Origin of the sequence: Microbacterium sp. Root280D1 (assembly GCF_001428975.1) — a bacterium.
GTDB lineage: Bacteria > Actinomycetota > Actinomycetes > Actinomycetales > Microbacteriaceae > Microbacterium.
Window position 1 is genome coordinate 878,891 of record NZ_LMJK01000001.1, and the last position, 18,272, is coordinate 897,162.

The following is an 18,272-nucleotide window of genomic DNA, read 5'->3' on the forward strand; positions in this document are numbered from 1 at the left end:
GTTTCCCGCGGGGAGCGGGGGTGAATGCGATGATCGCCGTCTCTCCGTCACGCTACCCCGACCGTCGGACTTCGTCGGTGTGGTTGACAGCGGTCGGTCGGGCCTGCGAGCGCGGACACCCGTATGCCGGCGCAGCATGCATCGGAGTCCTGGTCCCGCCGTGCGAGAAAGCGCTATCCTGAAGCTCTTCCCGCCTCGGATCCAGGAGCGTCCCTCATGCCCATCGCCGCAGATGACCCCCGCCTGACGCATGCCTACGAGGCTGCGGCCACCCGCTACACCGACGTGCCTTTCCAACGCGCAGGCGCCAGCGGGGTGAAGCTGCCGAAGGTGTCGCTCGGACTCTGGCAGAACTTCGGTCGTGACCGCACCTTCGACAGTCAGCGCGAGATCGTGCTGCACGCGTTCGACCGCGGTGTCGTGCACATCGACCTCGCGAACAACTACGGCCCGCCGTACGGGTCCGCCGAGTCGACGTTCGGCGCCGTTCTCGACAGCGGGCTCGCCCGCTACCGAGACGAGCTGTTCGTCACGACCAAGGCCGGCTACGACATGTGGCCGGGGCCGTTCGGCGACGGCGGATCGCGCAAGTACCTCATGCGCTCGCTCGAGCAGAGTCTGCAGCGCATGAACACCGACTACGTCGACGTGTTCTACTCGCACCGCCCCGACCCCGAGACCCCGCTGGAGGAGACGGTCGCGGCGCTCGCCGACATCGTGCGCAGCGGCAAGGCGCTCTACGCGGGCATCTCGAACTACCCGGCCGAGCTGGCGCGTCGCGCGTATCGGCTGCTCGCGGATCAGGGCGTGAGGCTGCTGCTGCACCAGCCGCGGTACTCGCTGTTCGACCGCACTCCCGAGGCCGAGCTGTTCGCGGCGCTGCGCGAGCTGGAGATCGGCAGCGCCGTGTTCTCGCCGCTCGCGCAGGGCCTGCTCACCGGCAAGTACCTCGATGGTGACGTCCCGGCCGACTCGCGTGCCGCGAACAGCCATTTCCTGAACGGGTCCGCGCTCACCGACAGCTACCTCGAGCGCATCCGCGGCATCGACCGCGTCGCGAAGGACGCGGGCCTCTCGATTCCCCAGCTCGCCGTCGCGTGGGTGCTGCGGGACTCCGTGGTGACCACCGCGATCATCGGTGCATCGCGCACGGGCCAGATCGACGACGCGGTGGCGGCCAGCCAGGTCGAGCTCTCTGACGACGTCGTCACCGCTCTCGAGGAGTTCGCTGCGGCGCCCGGCGCCAGCGTCGTCTGACTTTTTCCCTGGCGCTGCGTAATATTCCGGGCGGCAGCGAGTCTGTCTAGTGGGGCCCCTGTCACAGGGGGCGTACACAACGGACCTGGGGAGCACCAATGACCATCGCCTACGCGGATCCACGGACGCACCACTGGACCCATCGCGGTGCCGTGCCGCTGCCCGAACTTGCCTTCCAGCACATCCTCGGGGCGATCCTGCGGGGGGACTACCGGTCGGGCGACACGCTCAACACGATGCGCTTCGCCCGAGAGCTCGACATGTCGCTCAACCCGATCCGCGAAGCGATCATCCGGCTGCGTGACATCGGACTGGTCGAGGTCACTCCCGCGCGCTACACCAAGGTCGCGGACCTCACCGCACCCGAGTCGCGTGCCGCCATCAGCTACGCCGGCGTGCTCGCGGGGACGGCGCTCCGCATGGCACTGCCCACGACTGCGGAAGGTGTCCGCTCCGATCTCGCGGCGTATGCCGAGGAGATCGGTCGCGCGCAGGCCGCACCCGACCGCGACGCCGCGGCCATCGCGTTCCTCACCGCCGTCGACGACCTCGTGCGGCATCCGCGACAGGCGATGCACCTGGTCGAGGCCACGATCCTCGCTCAATGCGCGCTGCAGTTCTCCGAGACTGTACCCGGAGACGACGCGACACCCGGGCTGGTCGCTGCGGCCGAAGCCGTCGCCCACGCGATCCGTGCGGAAGATCCGGATGCCGTCGAAGGGGCCGTCCGCGCGCTCTTCGAGCACCTCGCCTAGGCGGCCTCCTCGCCTGACCCGTCGCTAGAGTCGGATGCATGACTGCGACGACGGTGTTGTTCATCGGTGGAACTGGAATCATCTCCTCGGCGGCGAGTGCGCTCGCGGCGTCCCGGGGGATGGAGGTCACTCTGCTGAATCGCGGACAGTCGCAGCGCGAGCCCGCTGACGGCGTCGAGGTGCTGACGGCGGATGTGTCGGATGCAGCAGCGGTCGACGCCGCCCTCGCCGGTCGTGAGTTCGATGTCGTCGCCGACATGATCGCCTTCACGCCGGATCAGGTGCAGCGGGACATCGACCGCTTCGAGGGCCGGACGGGACAGTACGTCTTCATCAGTTCGGCATCCGCCTACCAGAAGCCGGTCTCTCGTCTTCCGATCACCGAGTCCACACCGCTGCGCAATCCGTACTGGCAGTACTCGCGCGACAAGATCGCCTGCGAGGACCTGCTGACCGCCGCGTACCGGGATCGCGGATTCCCGGTCACGGTGCTGCGGCCTTCGCACACCTACGACAAGTGGACGATCCCGGCGTTCGGAGGGTGGACGGCGATCGACCGCATCCGCCGGGGTGAGGAGATCATCGTCCACGGCGACGGCACGTCGCTGTGGACGCTCACGCACTCGAGCGACTTCGCGGTCGGCTTCGCGGGGCTGCTCGGCAACCCGCTCGCCTACGGCGACACCTTCCAGATCACGAGCGACTTCGTCTACACCTGGAACGAGATCTACGCGATCCTCGGTCGCGCGGCGGGAGCAGAGCCGAAGATCCGGTACGCCACGAGTGCGGCGATCGAGGATGCCGCACCCGACCGCGCCGGGCAGCTCACGGGTGACATGGCGCACTCCGTCGTCTTCGACAACACCAAGGTCCGCCGCCTCGTGCCGGACTTCGCCCCGCTCGTGCCACTGCACACCGCGGCGCGCGAGATCATCGACTGGCACGACGCGCATCCCGAGCTGCAGCGAGTCGACCCGGCCGTGAACGAGCTCTTCGACTCGCTCCTCGCCTGAGAGCGGCGCTCAGCCGGCGGCGAGCACGGCGAGGACGTTGCCGGCGGGGTCCGTGAACCAGGCGATGTCGGGCCCTCGATCGGGACCGCCTCGCAGGATGCCCTTCTCATCGGTGGCGAACTCCGAGTCGTCGTAGATCTTGGTCACGACGCCCCGCTCGTTGAGCTCGTCGACGGCTGCTTCGACGTCGTCCACCGGGAAGTTCAGGATCGTGAAGCTCGCGGGCTCATGGTTCGGCTTGCCGTAGACGAGGATCGATCCGCCGTCGGGCAGGCTGATGTCGAGGAACCCCATGGCATTGGTGGTGACGTCCATGCCGAGGGTGTCGCCGTAGAAGGAGCGGGCGGCGTCGATGTCGTCGACGCTGAACCCGCTGAACGCGTGTGTGGTCTGAAAGGCGGTCATGCCCTCAGCATGCGCCGCTCGCCCCGCGGTGTCCAGACCCTAGGGGTGCACCTGGTTGAGGAGATCATCGCCCGCGAGGAGGCGGGTCACGTTCTGGTCGACCAGGCGTGCCGCTCCGACCGGACGGTTGCCGGCGATGTGAGGGGTGATGAGCAGGTTCGGTGCGTCCCACAGCACGTCGGATGCCGGAAGCGGCTCGGACTTCGCGACATCGATCGCCGCGGCGCGCAGCTGTCCCGACTCCAGCGCCGCGATCAGCGCAGCCTCGTCGACGGTCACACCGCGACCGACGTTCACGAACACCGCGCCCGGCTTGAGCGCGAGGAAGAGCTCGGCGTCGAACAGGTCGGCGGTCTCGTCGGTGGCGGGCAGGATCGAGACGAGCACGTCGGTGTCAGCCAGCACGGCGGCTGCATCGGCATCCGAGTGCACCCGATACCCGGATCGCTCTCCGGCGGTGCGGGCGATGCCCTGCACCTCCGCGCCGAGTGCGGTGAGAAACGGCGCGAGCGTCGAGGCGATCGAACCGAATCCCCAGATGGTCACGCGGGCGCCGGACAGCGTGTAGAGCGCGCGAGTGGGCGCGGCGCTCTGCTCCTCGTTGAACGCCTCGTCCCAGACGTGCTCGCGCTGAGCGTCGCGCAGCCGGTCGAGACGTCGAACGGCGCTCAGGATCAGGGTCAGCGCATGCTCGGCGACGGGTCCGTCATGCAGTGAGCGACCGGAGCAGATGCGCACGTCGGCGCCGAACCCGGCGTTGAGAACCGCATCCGCGCCGGAGGCGAGGGCCTGGACGAGACGCAGGCGGGGCAGTGCGCGGGCGGCTTCCCGGAGCCACGACGAGGAGTTGTGCCAGACGACGAGCGCTTCGGCGTCACGGTGCTCGGCGGGAATCTCGGCGTCGATGTCGTAGACGACGGTCTCGACGTCTGCGGTCACCGGCAGCTCGATGGTGTTCGGGATCAGGATCTTCATGTGCGCCTCCAGGTCTCGGCGGTCAGTGGGGAGAATCGGTCGACTCGCGCCAGATGACGGTCAGCAGACCGTCGGGCTTCATCGGCTCATCGCCGCCGCGGACGGCTGCGATCAGACGGTGCATCGAGTAGGCACCCAGTCTCTCGCGGTCCTGCGACACGCTCGTCAGCGACGGCACGAGGAACGCGCTCTGGGGGTGATCGTCCCACCCCGTGACGGCGACGTCGTCGGGCAGCGTCCATCCGCGTCGTGTCGCCGCTCGGATGGCTCCGGTCGCGATCATGTCGTTGGCGGCGATCACGGCGAGCGGCGGTGCGTCTGCGGGCAGCCTGTCGACGGCGGCCTCGCCGGCGCTGCCGCTCCATTCCTCTCCGAACACACCGAGCGACTCGAGTCCGAGACGCTCGATCGCTTCGAGGTAGGCCGCGCGACGGGCTCGTGCCGACGGGAAGTCGTCGGGGCCGGCCAGATGCACGAATCTCCGATGTCCCTGTGCTGCGAGGCGTTCGATCATCTCGGTGATGGGTCGGGAATCGGTGAAAGCGCCGGTCATGTGCATCGCGTCGTCGAACTCGCCGACCGAGAGCACGACGGGGCCATCGGCGGGGGAGTCGGTGGCGGGCAGCGGCGTGAACGCGAGCACGCCCTCGTACTGCCCCGACCCGATGAGATCGGCGAGGCGATCATCGCGCGCGGTCGCCTCCTCGGGCAGGCTCACCACCTCCACGACGTAGCCTGCCTCGCGCGCGGCGGAGATCGCGCCGGAGAGCAGAGTGAGCGGATTCATCGTGGCGATCGGCACGACGACGGCGAGGCGGCCGGTGCGCTGGGTGCGCATGGACCGGGCGGCCAGGTTGGGTCGGTAGTTCAGCTCGGATGCTGCGCGAAGCACCCGCTCGCGCGTCGCCTCGGAGATCCCCGGCCGCCCGGTGAAGACGAAAGAGACGGTGGACTGCGAGACCCCGGCGAGGTGGGCGACGTCGTGGCTGGTCGGGCGTTTCTCCACGGCATCCTCCTTTCCGGGCTTGACGTGGCGGGTGTCTGTCTCGATAGTATCTACTACGTCTTAGTAATACGTAGTAACACCTCATCGGGGAGGCAGCGAATGCTCAGGATCGGCATCATCGGCACCGGCGGGATCGCCGACGCGCACATCAGCGGATACCTCGCCTTCGCGGGCGACTGCGAGATCGCCGCGCTCGCCGACGTCATCCCCGGGCGGGCCGCGCAGAAGGCCGAGGCGTTCGGGCTCACGCGGGCGGCGACGTTCGATGATCCGCTCGCGATGATCGCCTCGGGTCTCGTCGACCTGGTGAGCATCGCGACCCCGCCGTCGACGCACGCCTCGCTCGCGACCGCTGCGCTCGATGCCGGCATCCACGTGCTGGTCGAGAAGCCCATGGCTCCGTCCCTCGAGGAGTGCGATGCGATGCTCGCCGCGCAGGAGCGCTCGGGCCGTGTGCTGTCCGTCGTCGCGCAGAACCGATTCCGCGACGATCTCGCCGCGCTGAAGGAGGTCGTCGACTCGGGTCTGCTCGGATCGATCTCGCACGTCCGGGTCGACTCGGCGTGGTGGCGTGGGCTGCCGTACTACGACCTCTGGTGGCGCGGCACTTGGGAGAAAGAGGGGGGCGGCTGCACGCTGAACCACGCCATCCACCACATCGACCTGCTGCTGTGGCTGCTCGGACGCCCGGCCGAGATCACGGCCATGCTCGCCAACGCGCAGCACGACAACGCCGAAGTCGAGGATCTCTCGGTCGCCGTCTTCCGCTACGAACGGGGGCTCGCGCAGCTGACCAGCTCCGTGGTGCACCACGGGGAGGAGCAGGCGATCGTGATCCAGGGGGTGAACGCCCGGGTGTCCCAGCCGTTCTCCGTCGTCGCCGAGCAGTCCCGACGCGACGGATTTCCCGCTGACGGCGGAGACCCCGAGGCCGTCGCACGCATCGAGGAGCTCGTCGCCGGCCGCGCCCCGCTCGCCCACCTCGGGCATGAGGGCCAGATCGGCGACCTGCTCAGCGCGATCCGTGAGGGGAGAGTCCCGATCGCCGGCGGACAGGACGGCCGCGATGCGGTCGAGGTGGTGACCGCGATCTACAAGTCCGGCTTCGAGCGCCAGTTCGTCTCGCTGCCGATCACGGCGTCCGATCCCTACTATCGGGCGGGACAGCTGGTGGCGAACGCCCCGCACTTCTTCGAGAAGACCGCGTCGCTCGTGGAGGCGGCATCGTGACCGCATCCTCGTTCCCCGGCGGCACATCGCTGTCGCACCTCGACGTCTACCCGGATGCCGCGCCGGACGGCATCTGCGGCGGCAGCCCTCACATGCACCTCGTCTCGACCGAGGCCTATGTCGTGATCTCCGGTGAGGGAGCCCTGCAGACGATCGACGCCGCCGGGTTCCATGAGACCCCGCTGAGGTCGGGGTCCGTCGTCTGGTTCACCCCTGGCACCATCCACCGTGCCGTGAACGGCGGCGACCTGCGGGTCGTCGTGCTGATGAGCGACGCCGGACTCCCCGAGGCGGGTGATGCGGTGATGACGTTCCCCGCCGAGATCGTGGGCGACCCCGACGCGTATGCGGCGGCGGCCTCGCTCGGAGACGATGCAGATGAACGCGCCGAGCGAGCGGCCCGACGACGCGATCTCGCCGTGACGGGATTCGAGACGCTGCGGGATGCCGTCTCGGGTGGGGATCACGGCGCGCTCCGCGCGTTCCATGCCGCCGCCGGTGTGCTCGTACGCCACCGCGCCGAGGCGTGGGGCGACCTCGTGCGCCAGGGTCCGCTGGCTCAGGCCGAGCGCTCGGTGGCGCTCGCCGATGCCGTGGCATCCGGTTCGGTGGCGCACCTGGCCGATGCTCGCGTGCACGAAGCCGTACCCTCGGGGGGAGACCGCGGATTCGGCATGTGCGGACGCCTGCGCACCTATGACATGAACCACGAGGAGACCCGGCGATGACCCGCACCTACACCTTCGATCCGCTCCCCGAACCTGTCGTCGCACCCGGCGAGTTCGTCTTCGCCGCGATCGGACTGGACCACGGTCACATCGTCGGCATGGTCGAGCAGCTGATCGAGGCCGGCGCAACCCTTTCGCTGGTCTTCGACGAGGACCCGGTGAAGATCGCCGACTTCCTCGAACGCTTCCCGCAGGCGCGTGCCGCCGCGAGCGAGCGGGAGGTGCTCGACGACTCGGAGGTGCGGCTCGTCGCCAGTGCATCGATCGCGAATCGGCGGGCTCCACTCGGCGTGCGCGTGCTCGACGCGGGCAAGGACTTCTTCGCCGACAAACCCGCCATCACGACGATGCACGACCTCGATGCCGCTCGAGAGGCCGTCGAGCGCACCGGGCGGAAGTTCGCCGTGTACTACGGCGAGCGCGTGCATTCCGAGGCCGCGATCCTCGCCGGCCAGCTGATCGATCGGGGCGCGATCGGCACCGTGCTGCAGGTCGCGTCATTCGGCCCCCATCGCATCGGCACGGGGCGGCCCGACTGGTTCTACGACCCCGAGCAGTACGGCGGCATCATCTGCGACATCGGCAGTCACAACTTCGAGCAGATGCTGTACTACACGGGCGCGACGACCGGCGAGATCGTGAGCTCGACCGTCGCCAACTACGCGCACCCCGACACTCCGGGCCTGCAGGACTTCGGAGACGCCCACGTCGTGCTCGACAACGGCACCACCGGCTACGTGCGCGTCGACTGGTTCACCCCGGCGGGGCTCGACGTCTTCGGCGACGGTCGCACCGTGCTGCTCGGCACCGACGGATACATCGAATTGCGCAAGTACACCGACATCACGACCGACAACGGCGGCGGACAGGTGCTGCTCGTCGATCAGGACGGACAGTTCCGCTTCGACGCGACAGGGAAGACGGGGTTCCCCTTCTTCGGCGAGCTGATCCGCGACTGCATCGACCGCACCGAGCACGCGATGACACAGGCGCACGCCTTCACGGCGGCGGAGCTGAGCATCATCGCCCAGCGGGACGCCAGGGTGCTGGCCGGCTGACGGCATCCGCCTCGCTCGTGTGCTCGGTCGTTCGGTCGCCCGCTCGGGAGGAGAACTGCGCTTCGGGAGGACGGATGCGGCGAATTCGTCCTCCCGACAAGGAGATCTCCTCCCGACGGGGTGCGTTCCCGCGGGGTGCGTTCCGGCGGGATCAGCCGACGAGCTGTGATGCCTGCCGGGCGGCGCCGAGCGCGACGTACTCGCCGGGCTCGGGCACCTCGACCGGCAGGCCGAGGATCTCCGGCGCGATGCGACGCACGGCCTCCGACTGCGCTCCGCCGCCGATCAGCAGGGCGCGTTCGAGCGGGATGCCGAGATCGCGCAGTGCATCGAGCCCGGCGCCGAGTCCTCGGAGCATCCCCTCGACGGCGGCGCGGGCGAGGTTCTCCCTCGTCGTCGAGGCGAGTGTCATCCCCGAGAGGGAGGCCGTGGCATCCGGCAGATTCGGGGTGCGCTCGCCCTCGAAGTAGGGGAGCAGAGTGAGGCCGCCCGCGCCGGGGGCGGCCCGCAGCGCGAGGTCGCTGAACTCGCTGTGCGTGACCCCGAGCAGCGCAGCGGTCACATCGACCACCCGCGCGGCGTTGAGCGTGGCGACGAGAGGCAGGAAGTTGCCCGAGGCATCGGCGAAGCCCGCGACGGTCCCGGTCGGGTCACTCAGAGGAGTGGTGCTGATGGCGCAGACCGTGCCCGAGGTGCCGATCGACACGACCACATCACCCGGCACGGCGCCGAGTCCGAGCGCGGCGGCCGCGTTGTCACCCGCTCCCGCACCGACGCGCCGGTCGTCGGCATCCGTCACCCACTCGTCGTGGGCGAGCACCCGGGGGAGGGTCGCGTCATGGCCGAGCGCCGCCACCAGCAGCTCGCGGTCATAGTCGCCCGTCGACGGGTTCCAGTATCCGGTGCCGGAGGCGTCGGACCGATCGGTCACCAGCTCGTCGAGCACGGGGTTGTCGGGTCCGAACCCGCGTAGACGCCACGTCAGCCAGTCGTGCGGCAGAGCGACGGCGGCGACCCGTGCCGCGTTGTCCGGTTCGTGGTCGCGCAGCCAGCGCAGCTTGGTGATCGTGAACGAGGCGACGGGCACGAGGCCGGTGCGGTCGGCGAGTTCGGACGCACCGAACTCGCCGATCAGATCCTGCGCCGCACCGGCGGAACGTGTGTCGTTCCACAGCAGCGCGTCGCGGATCACCGCGCCCGACTCGTCGAGCGCGACGAGGCCGTGCTGCTGCCCGCCGATCGACCACGCGGCGATGTCGCCGAGCGACCCCGCCTCCGCGATCGCGGCGTTCAGCGCCTGCCACCAGGCTTCGGGGTCGACCGACGTCCCCTCCGGGTGCGACGCGCGACCGGAGCGGACGACCGCCCCGGTCGACGTGTCGACGACGACGACCTTGCACGACTGGGTCGACGAGTCGACCCCGAGAACCAGTGGCATGACGATCAGCGAGCGCCGAGCAGGTGCTCGGTCGCGAGCTGCTGCAGCCGGACGAACCCGAAGCCCTTGCCGCCGAAGTACGAGTTCGCGTCGAAGTCCTCGTATGCCGAGCGATCGGCGAGGAAGTCGTCGTAGCTCTCTCCGGGGTTGAGGGTCGGCGTCGAGAGCTCGTCGACGCGGGCGGCGGCGAGCGCCTCCTGCACCTCGGGGTCGGCGCGGAATGCGGCCGCCCGCTCCTTGAGCAGCAGGTACGTGCGCATGTTCGCGGCGGCCGACTCCCACACGCCCTTCTCGTCTTCGGTGCGGCTCGGCTTGTAGTCGAAGTGACGGGGGCCGTCGTAGGCGGGCACTCCACCGGGGCCGCCGTTCTCGAGCAGATCGACGAGCGAGAAGGCGTTGTGCAGGTCGCCATGTCCGAAGACGAGGTCCTGGTCGTACTTGATGCCGCGCTGGCCGTTGAGATCGATGTGGAAGAGCTTGCCGTGGAACAGCGCCTGAGCGATGCCCGCGGTGAAGTTGAGTCCTGCCATCTGCTCGTGCCCGACCTCGGGGTTCACGCCGACGAGCTCAGGGCGCTCGAGCGAGTCGATGAAGGCGATGGCGTGGCCCAGCGTCGGCAGCAGGATGTCGCCGCGCGGCTCGTTGGGCTTCGGCTCGATCGCGAAGCGGATGTCGTAGCCCTTGTCGGTGACGTAGTCGCCGAGCAGGTTGACGGCCTCGCGGTAGCGCTCGAGCGCCTGGCGGATGTCCTTGGCGGAGTCGTACTCGGCACCCTCGCGGCCACCCCACATGACGAAGGTCTTGGCCCCGAGCTCGGCACCGAGATCGAGCTGACGGAACACCTTGCGGAGCGCGTAGCGGCGCACGTCGCGGTCGTTCGAGGTGAAACCGCCGTCCTTGAAGATCGGCGCGCTGAAGAGGTTGGTGGTGACCATCGGCACGACGAGGCCGGTGTCGGAGAGCGCACCCTTCAGGCGGTCGATCTGAGTCTGGCGCTCGGCATCGGTCGAGCCGAAGGCGAACAGGTCGTCGTCGTGGAAGGTCAGGCCGTACGCGCCGAGCTCGGCGAGCTTCTCGACGGCGTGCACCACGTCGAGCGCCGGGCGCGTGGGGCCGCCGAACGGGTCGGCGCCGTTGTAGCCGACGGTCCACAGGCCGAAGGAGAACTTGTCGTCACGGGTGGGGGTGGTCATGGCTGCTCCTGTGCAGGTCATCGAATAAGTTGTGATTCACAACATATCTCATGACAGAAGGTGCGTCCACCCCCTACAGTGAAGGGATGCCGACGCAGCCGAGCCCCGCGCTGGGCACCCGCCCGCACAACCTCGCCCTCCTTCTGCGGCTCGTGCACGAGAACGGCGCGCAGTCGAGAGCCGCGCTGACCGAGCAGACCGGGCTCAACCGCTCGACGATCGCCGACCTCGTCGCAGAGCTCGTCAGACGCGGTCTCGTCGACGAGCGCATACCCGACGTACCCGGCCGTGTGGGGCGTCCCTCACCGGTCGTGACGGCGTCGGCTCGCGTCGTCGCCATCGCGGTGAACCCTGAGGTCGACGCGATCGAGATCGCTGCGATCGGCCTCGACCGCAGCATCGTCCTGCGCGAGCGCCTGCCGAACGAGACCGTTCCGACGCCGGATGCGGTGGTGTCGACGATCGCCGATCGCATCGCCGCCTGGCGCGAAGGGACGCTCGCCGCGGCACGGATCGCGGCGATCGGTGTCGCGGTCCCCGGCCTCGTGCGAACATCCGACGGTGTCGTGCGCAATGCGCCTCATCTCGGCTGGACCGATGTGCCGCTCGCCGATCTCGTCCGTTCGGCGACGGCGTCTGCGGCCTTCGTCGACAACGACGCCACGCTCGGAGCCATCGCCGAGCACCGCTACGGCGCCGGCCGGGGGATCGACGACGTGGTCTACCTGAACGGAGGTGCGTCGGGTATCGGAGGCGGACTGATCATCCACGGGAGGCCGGTCGCCGGGGCGGGTGGGTACGCGGGGGAGTTCGGTCAGAACAGACCCCGGATCTCGGCAGACGCCGACCGCCGCACTCGCGACGGTGTGCTCGAGGCCGAGGTGAGCCGCCGGCTGCTTCTCGATGCGGTCGGCCTCGACTCGGCCGACGATGAGACGCTCGCCGCCGAGCTCTCCGAATCCGACTCGCCGGTGGTGGCCGCCGAGATCACGCGTCAGGCGCATGTGCTCGCGAGCGCGCTGGCCAATGCCGTGAACGTGCTCAATCCTGCTCTCGTGGTGCTGGGCGGATTCCTCGCCACCCTCGCCGATCTGCGGGCGGATCAGATCGTCGACGATGTGACGGCGCTCGCGATGTCGGAGAGCGCTGAGGCGCTCGAGATCCGCCCGGCCGCTCTCGGCGCCGACAGGCTGCTGATCGGCGCGGCCGAGCTGGCATTCGCCGACCTGCTCGCCGATCCGGGCGAGCGGAGCTGACCTCCGAGAGGCGATCGATCGGATCCGACACGGAAAGTCGGGTCGCAGATCGCCCTCGGGCCGCACGATGGTGGGGAAAGGAGGACCTCATGATCGGAACGCTCAACGCACTGGTCGATCTCGTCGAGGCGGGCACCGGCGACGAGATCGACGTCGCCGGGTTCGCTCGCGTGCACGGCACGACGGAGTACCACCTGCGCCGGATGTTCTCGGCTCTGGCGGGGATGCCGCTGTCGGAATACGTCCGCCGTCGGCGGATGACGCTGGCCGGCGCAGAACTCGCCGCCGGCGCCCCGAACGTGCTCGACGTCGCCGTGCGACACGGGTACGGCTCGATCGAGGCGTTCGGCCGCGCGTTCCGCGCCGTGCACGGGATCAGCCCGGTCGATGCGCGCCGAGACGGGGGTCCTCTCCGCACACAACCCACGCTTCGGTTCCGCCTGAGCGTCGAAGGGAGCACCCCGATGCACGTCACCATCACCACCACCCCCGAGCTCGTCCTCGTCGGCCATGCCGCACGAGTGCCGCTCATCCACGAGGGCACCAATCCGCACATCCAGGCGCACATCTCCTCGATCGCCCCGGAGGGGCATGCTCGCCTCAAGGCGCTGAGCGATGCGCAGCCCGAGGGGATCCTGGCCATCACGGGGGACATCGCTCAGGATGCGCCGGAGGGCACCGAGCTCACCTACCTGCACGGAGTCTCCGTGCGGCCGACCACCTCGGTGCCCGACGATCTCGATCTCGTGAGGGTCGAGGCGGGCGCCTGGGCGGTCTTCGCCGCCACGGGTCCGTTCCCGGAGACCCTGCAGACACTGTGGGCGGCGACGGCGACGGAGTGGTTCCCGTCGAATCCGTGGCGGCTGCGGCCCGCGCCCTCGATCGTCCGGTATCTCGAGTTCACCGGGACGCACGCGTCCTGCGAGCTGTGGCTCGCGGTCGAGCCCGCCTGAGCGCGTCAGGGTGGTCGGCGCGGATGCGCGCCGACCACCCTGACGTCCGTCGCCCGTGCGACACTGTGCCGACGGACGGATGCCGATTCCGCCGTGAGAGGACCCGCGATGGCGCTCGACCCGAAGAAGACCCTCGACGCCTATCAGGCGAAGCACGGGGAGTTCCGCATCCTCGATGTTCCCTCGATGCAGTATCTGATGGTCGACGGGGCGGGCGATCCCAACACCGCCCAGGCATACCAGGAGGCAGTGTCCGCACTCTTCCCTATCGCCTACGCGCTCAAGTTCGCGAGCAGGGAGCAGCTCGGGATCGACACGGTCGTGATGCCGCTCGAGGGGCAGTGGCACGCGCCCGACATGGAGTCGTTCACATCGCGCCGCGACAAATCGGCGTGGCGGTGGACTCTCCTGATCATGGTGCCCGACCACGTCACCCCGGAGATGTTCGACCACGCGGTCGACACGGTCGAGGCAAAGCTGGCGAAGAAGAAGCAGCCTGCACCCGCCCTCCGCTCCGTGCGTCTCGAGACCCTCGACGAAGGGCTCAGCGTGCAGACGCTCCATATCGGCTCCTACGACGACGAGGCCCCGGTGCTCGACGGGCTGCACCATCGATTCATCCCCGAGAACGGCCTGTCGATGACGGGCCTGCACCACGAGATCTACCTCAGCGATGTCCGACGGGTCGAACCGGCGAAGCTCCGGACGATCCTGCGCCAACCCGTCGAGAGAGCGACCTGACGAGGGCGGCTCTCGGCACCGACGCAACCCCCTCCGACGTCTTCGCGCCGACAGATATCCTGCTCGGATGACCTCAGCGAAGGGTGCCGCGCGCACGGCGCAGCGATCCGATGCCTTCCGGCGCGTGGCGCGGGCGGGATTCGTGGTGATCGGCCTCGTGCACATCATCATCGGGGCGATCGCCGTGTCGATCGCCAGCGGCGGCGGCGGAGACGCCGATCAGGACGGCGCGATGGAGCAGATCCGCTCGACTCCCGTCGGCGGGCTGGTCCTCGGCGTGATCGCGGTGGCCCTGATCGCGCTCGCGGTCTGGCAGGTCGCCAGCGGTCTCCTCACCGGCGGCAAGGAGACCAGGAAGTGGGGGATGAGGATCAAGCTGATCGGCATCGCGGGCGCGTACCTCGTGATCGCCGGCTTGGCCCTGATCTTCGCCTTCGGCGGGCACGTCGAATCCGAAGACACCTCTCGGGCGCTCAGCGCCGTCGTGCTCTCGGCGCCGGGTGGCATCGTGGCGCTCATCCTCCTCGGTCTGACCGTCGCGGGTGTCGGCATCGGATTCATCGTCATCGGATTCACTCGGGGCTTCGAGAAGACGATGGATGTCCCGACGGGCCCGTCGCGGCCCGGGATCATCGCCCTCGGGGTCGCCGGTTACATCGCCAAGGGAATCGCGATCGCGGTCACCGGTGCGCTCTTCGTGGTGGCCGCGTGGACGCAGGATCCGCAGAAGGCCGCTGGTCTCGACGCGGCTCTGCGGAGCCTCGTCGACCTGCCGCTGGGCCGAGCGATCCTCTGGCTCGTCGGGGTCGGACTCGCGATCTACGGCGTCTTCTCGATGGTCCGCGCCCGCTTCGCGCGTATGTGAGTCTCGGCCTCAGGCGTTCGCAGGCTTGTCGTTCCACAGCAGGAGGAACGCGCCGAGCCCGATCATGAGCAGGCCGCCGGTGGCGCCCATCGCCTCGATGCGTCGCGGAGAGCGTCCGAACCATTCGCGCGCGGCGCTCGCCAGCAGCACCCAGATCGCATCGCAGGCCACTCCGATCGCGACGACGATCGTGCCGAGCACGAAGAGCTGCATCGGCACCGACCCTGCGTGCAGGTCGACGAACTGAGGAAGGATCGCCAGGAAGAAGGCGATCGACTTGGGGTTGGTGACCCCGACGACGAACCCCTCACCGAGCAGACGCACGCCTGATCGCCGTGCCACAGGTCCTGTCACCGTGGCCGCGGCATCTTTTCGATGCCGGATGGCCTGGACGCCGAGGAAGACGAGGTAGCCGGCGCCCAGCACCTTCACGATCGTGAACAGCACGATCGACTGCGCCACGACGGTGCCGACGCCCAAAGCGACGGCGATGACGAGCAGGATCGAGCCGAGCGCCGTGCCCAGGATGCTGAGGAACCCGCCCAGTCTCCCCAGGGCCATCGCCCGGCCGATCGTGAACAGCACTGTCGGTCCGGGGATCACGACCATGACGAACGCGGCCACGACGAAGGTCGCGAGGGTCTCGGCGCTGAACATGGTGCGAGCTTAGGGCAGCCCGAAGAGCCCCCCCGAAAAGTTTTCTCCCTCGCCCGTCATAAAAAGTCCGCGCCGGGGTCTGGGTATGTGACGGGCGGCTTCTGCTTCCTGTCTCGCACTGGGGACACACACGACTTTCGGGGACAGGCATCCGCCTCTCGCGCTCCGCCGTATCCGGCGGGCCGAGGGCATGCCGGGATTGGGACATTCATGAGCATTCGCTCGCACCACCGCACGACGGAGCGGTCATTACGCTCCGCAGTCGCGCCTCGCCGACGGGCGATCACGCGGCTGCTCGGCGTGCTCGCCATCGCCGGCGTGCTCGTCGCCGGAGCGACGCTCGCCCCCAACAGTGGAATCACAGCCGCGGCGACGGTGCCCGGCACACCGGGAACGCCTCAGCCGGGTACTCCGGTGTACACCGAGGACTTCTCGAATCAGAGCGCAGCACTCGCCGCACGGTCGATCACCACCTACGTCGGCGGTGCGGCAGCCGCGAACTCGACGTACACGGCTTCGACGCAGTACACCCCGGCCGGCAACCAGTGCAACGGCTGGATCATGAGCGGTGCGACTCCGACGGCGCCCGTCACTGACCTGGGCTGCCTGAACAACGTCAGCACGACGTGGACGACGCTGCAGCAGATGGCTCGTGCACTCGGAGTCGCGCAGGGCCAGACGACGACGCAGGCCGCGACCAACCAGGTGCTGACGTCGTACACGAATGCGACGAACGGAGCGATCGCCGCGGGCACGCAGTTCCGCACGGTCAACACCATCCCGGCCATCGGCGGTCACTACTACGCGGTCTCCGCATACTTCGCTGCGGTCAACTGTCCCGCAGCCGGCGGAGCGAACCAGCCCAAGGAGACCTTCAGCCTCCTCGTGAACGGCACCCCGATCGTGCTCAGCACGGGACTCAACCCCTGCACGAACAACACGGTCTGGGAGACGCAGATCGCGAAGCTGCAGTCCGCGGCATACCAGGTGCCGGTCGGAACCACGGCGAACCTCGGTCTGATGCTCTACAACGCGACGGCCACCGGCGCGGGCAACGACGTCGCCTTCGATCTGCCGCAGATCGTCGATGTGACCCCGCAGCTCGACAAGGCGTTCAGCCCGACCGTGATCACCAACGGCTCGACCTCGAAGATGACGCTGACCGTCACGAACACGACCGACCTGATGGCCAAGAGCGACTGGACCATCACCGACGCGCTGCCGACGAACCTCAAGATCGCGGCGGCGCCGAACGTGGGCGGCACCTGCACGCAGCGCACCGGTGCGGCTTACGTGGTCACGGCGCCGGCCGGCGGAACCTCGGTGTCGGTCACCGGCGGCGACCTCGCCCTCGGACAGGCATCGTGCACGATCACGGTCGATGTCACCTCGACGGTGAACGGCACCTACATCAACGGTCCCGCCAACATCACGACGAACCTGAACCCGCCGGCCAACGCGTCGCTGGAGGTCATCCAGCCGTCGATCGACATCGTCAAGAGCATCACCGCCGTGAACGGCGTCGCCGTGACGAGCGACACCGATCCCGACAAGGTGTACTCGAAGGTCGGCGACGTCATCACCTACAGCTTCGTGGCGACCAACACGACCCCCAAGGCCGCGACGAACACGACGCTCAACACGAACCTCACGAACGTGCGGATCACCGAGGACACGTTCTCGGGTGCGGGCGACATGACGACGCTGTCCTGCACACCGATTCAGGGATCCACACTCGCCAGTGGCGCCAAGATGACGTGCACGGCCACCTACGTGGTGCAGCAGGCGGACCTCGACAGCGCTCCGCTGACGAACGTCGCACGGGCCACTGGAACGCCGGCGGTCGGACCGAACGTCACGGACACCGATGACGAGATCATCCCCGCCACCTGGACGCCCGCTCTCGTGCTCGACAAGACCGCCTCGGTCGTGGACATCGATCAGGACGGCGTGACCGGGCTCGGCGACCACATCATGTACGCGTTCACCGTCACCAACACCGGAAACATCACGGTCGCGAACATCACCGTGGTCGATGACCGCCTGACGCAGCGCAACATCACCGTCACCTGCACGCCCACGACGATCGCGCCGACCCAGATCTCGACGTGCGCCGCGAATGCGCCGTACGTCATAGGCCAGGCAGACGTCGACGCGAAGAAGGTCATCAACACGGCCTACTCCACGGGAACCGACCCCAAGGGCGGTCCGGTGCGCTCGAACAACGACAGCACCGAGACCCCCGTCGAGCCGTTCCGCATCCCGCTGAAGATCGAGAAGGTCGGCGAAGCCGCAGCGAACACCTGGGTGCGCATGGACGGCTCCTCGTTCGCGGTGCTCGCAGACGCGAACGGGCAGCCGGGCACGGCGCTTCCCTTCACCATCAACGGGGTCGAGACCGGTCTGTTCCAGATCGACAGCATCCCGGCCGGTACGTACTGGTTGAGCGAGCTGACGGCACCCGACGGGTTCAGCCTGCTCGCCGCTCCCGTGAAGTTCGTCATCAACCCGGACCGCACGGTGAGCATCACCGCAGGCGGCGATCAGGCGGTGACCTCCACCGGTCAGATCATCACGGTGCGCGACGTGCCGGCGCTGACCCTTCCGACCACCGGAGGGACGGGCGCACTGCCCTACATCCTCGCCGGTTCCCTGACCGTGCTCGGCGCGGGCGGGCTGGCCCTCTGGGTCCGCCGACGCAACACACGTGCCGACACCACAGACCCGCAGATCTGATCTGCA

At 68.7% G+C, this 18,272-nt stretch carries 17 protein-coding genes; 11 read left to right on the forward strand and 6 right to left on the reverse strand.

Annotation, left to right across the window (positions count from 1 at the left end; translation table 11 throughout):
* The first annotated feature begins 216 nt into the window (after window positions 1-216).
* From ASE34_RS04245 to ASE34_RS04255, 3 genes are all read left to right on the forward strand, one after another.
* Window positions 217-1,257 carry an aldo/keto reductase gene (locus ASE34_RS04245; RefSeq protein WP_056276849.1) on the forward strand — a complete coding sequence of 347 codons (1,041 nt, stop codon included), beginning with the start codon at window positions 217-219 and terminating at the stop codon, window positions 1,255-1,257.
* A gap of 98 nt (window positions 1,258-1,355) precedes the next feature.
* Window positions 1,356-2,012 carry a GntR family transcriptional regulator gene (locus ASE34_RS04250; RefSeq protein ID WP_056276852.1) on the forward strand — a complete coding sequence of 219 codons (657 nt, stop codon included), beginning with the start codon at window positions 1,356-1,358 and terminating at the stop codon, window positions 2,010-2,012.
* Window positions 2,013-2,050: 38 nt separating this feature from the next.
* Window positions 2,051-3,025, forward strand: a complete 975-nt coding sequence (locus tag ASE34_RS04255) for an NAD-dependent epimerase/dehydratase family protein (protein WP_056276854.1) — start codon at window positions 2,051-2,053, stop codon at window positions 3,023-3,025.
* A 9-nt stretch (window positions 3,026-3,034) separates the two neighbouring features.
* On the opposite strand, the gene ASE34_RS04260 is transcribed toward ASE34_RS04255, so the two are convergent.
* The 3 genes from ASE34_RS04260 to ASE34_RS04270 are packed head-to-tail and all read right to left on the reverse strand — an operon-like array spanning window position 3,035 to window position 5,411.
* Window positions 3,035-3,430, reverse strand: a complete 396-nt coding sequence (locus ASE34_RS04260; RefSeq protein ID WP_053098770.1) for a VOC family protein — start codon at window positions 3,428-3,430, stop codon at window positions 3,035-3,037.
* A gap of 39 nt (window positions 3,431-3,469) precedes the next feature.
* A complete protein-coding gene (locus tag ASE34_RS04265; RefSeq protein WP_056276856.1) occupies window positions 3,470-4,405 on the reverse strand; it encodes an NAD(P)-dependent oxidoreductase in 936 nt (311 codons plus the stop codon).
* A 22-nt stretch (window positions 4,406-4,427) separates the two neighbouring features.
* Window positions 4,428-5,411, reverse strand: a complete 984-nt coding sequence (locus tag ASE34_RS04270; RefSeq protein WP_056276859.1) for a LacI family DNA-binding transcriptional regulator — start codon at window positions 5,409-5,411, stop codon at window positions 4,428-4,430.
* 99 nt (window positions 5,412-5,510) lie between these two features.
* Between ASE34_RS04270 and ASE34_RS04275 the strand changes: the two genes are divergently transcribed.
* Genes ASE34_RS04275 through ASE34_RS04285 form a run of 3 tightly spaced genes read left to right on the forward strand, consistent with a single transcriptional unit; the run spans window position 5,511 to window position 8,427 of the window.
* Window positions 5,511-6,641 (forward strand): Gfo/Idh/MocA family protein, encoded by a 1,131-nt coding sequence (locus tag ASE34_RS04275; RefSeq protein ID WP_056276862.1) that lies wholly within the window; start codon window positions 5,511-5,513, stop codon window positions 6,639-6,641.
* Window positions 6,638-7,369 carry a cupin domain-containing protein gene (locus tag ASE34_RS04280; protein ID WP_157538080.1) on the forward strand — a complete coding sequence of 244 codons (732 nt, stop codon included), beginning with the start codon at window positions 6,638-6,640 and terminating at the stop codon, window positions 7,367-7,369. Before ASE34_RS04275 ends, ASE34_RS04280 begins: the two co-directional genes overlap by 4 nt.
* On the forward strand, window positions 7,366-8,427 hold the full coding sequence (locus ASE34_RS04285) for a Gfo/Idh/MocA family protein (RefSeq protein WP_056276867.1): 1,062 nt from the start codon (window positions 7,366-7,368) through the stop codon (window positions 8,425-8,427). The genes ASE34_RS04280 and ASE34_RS04285 overlap by 4 nt, the downstream gene beginning before the upstream one ends.
* Before the next feature lie 151 nt (window positions 8,428-8,578).
* Here ASE34_RS04285 and xylB read toward each other — a convergent pair whose 3' ends face one another.
* Both xylB and xylA read right to left on the reverse strand, forming a co-directional pair.
* Entirely contained in the window at window positions 8,579-9,865 is a 1,287-nt protein-coding gene (xylB, locus tag ASE34_RS04290; RefSeq protein ID WP_056276869.1) for a xylulokinase, read from the reverse strand.
* Window positions 9,866-9,870: 5 nt separating this feature from the next.
* Window positions 9,871-11,058, reverse strand: a complete 1,188-nt coding sequence (gene xylA, locus ASE34_RS04295) for a xylose isomerase (RefSeq protein ID WP_056276871.1) — start codon at window positions 11,056-11,058, stop codon at window positions 9,871-9,873.
* An 86-nt stretch (window positions 11,059-11,144) separates the two neighbouring features.
* Here xylA and ASE34_RS04300 point away from each other — a divergent pair, with 86 nt between their 5' ends.
* The 4 genes from ASE34_RS04300 (at window position 11,145) to ASE34_RS04315 (ending at window position 14,873) form a co-directional block, all read left to right on the forward strand.
* Window positions 11,145-12,314 carry an ROK family transcriptional regulator gene (locus tag ASE34_RS04300; protein ID WP_056276876.1) on the forward strand — a complete coding sequence of 390 codons (1,170 nt, stop codon included), beginning with the start codon at window positions 11,145-11,147 and terminating at the stop codon, window positions 12,312-12,314.
* A gap of 89 nt (window positions 12,315-12,403) precedes the next feature.
* Window positions 12,404-13,267 carry an AraC family transcriptional regulator gene (locus tag ASE34_RS04305; RefSeq protein ID WP_056276878.1) on the forward strand — a complete coding sequence of 288 codons (864 nt, stop codon included), beginning with the start codon at window positions 12,404-12,406 and terminating at the stop codon, window positions 13,265-13,267.
* 108 nt (window positions 13,268-13,375) lie between these two features.
* Complete coding sequence (locus tag ASE34_RS04310; protein WP_056276881.1) at window positions 13,376-14,008, forward strand: GyrI-like domain-containing protein; 633 nt, start codon at window positions 13,376-13,378, stop codon at window positions 14,006-14,008.
* Window positions 14,009-14,075: 67 nt separating this feature from the next.
* Window positions 14,076-14,873, forward strand: a complete 798-nt coding sequence (locus ASE34_RS04315; protein WP_053098781.1) for a DUF1206 domain-containing protein — start codon at window positions 14,076-14,078, stop codon at window positions 14,871-14,873.
* 9 nt (window positions 14,874-14,882) lie between these two features.
* On the opposite strand, the gene ASE34_RS04320 is transcribed toward ASE34_RS04315, so the two are convergent.
* A complete protein-coding gene (locus tag ASE34_RS04320; protein ID WP_056276883.1) occupies window positions 14,883-15,530 on the reverse strand; it encodes a LysE family translocator in 648 nt (215 codons plus the stop codon).
* A gap of 210 nt (window positions 15,531-15,740) precedes the next feature.
* Between ASE34_RS04320 and ASE34_RS04325 the strand changes: the two genes are divergently transcribed.
* A complete protein-coding gene (locus ASE34_RS04325; protein WP_056276887.1) occupies window positions 15,741-18,266 on the forward strand; it encodes a prealbumin-like fold domain-containing protein in 2,526 nt (841 codons plus the stop codon).
* The last annotated feature ends 6 nt before the right edge of the window (window positions 18,267-18,272 follow it).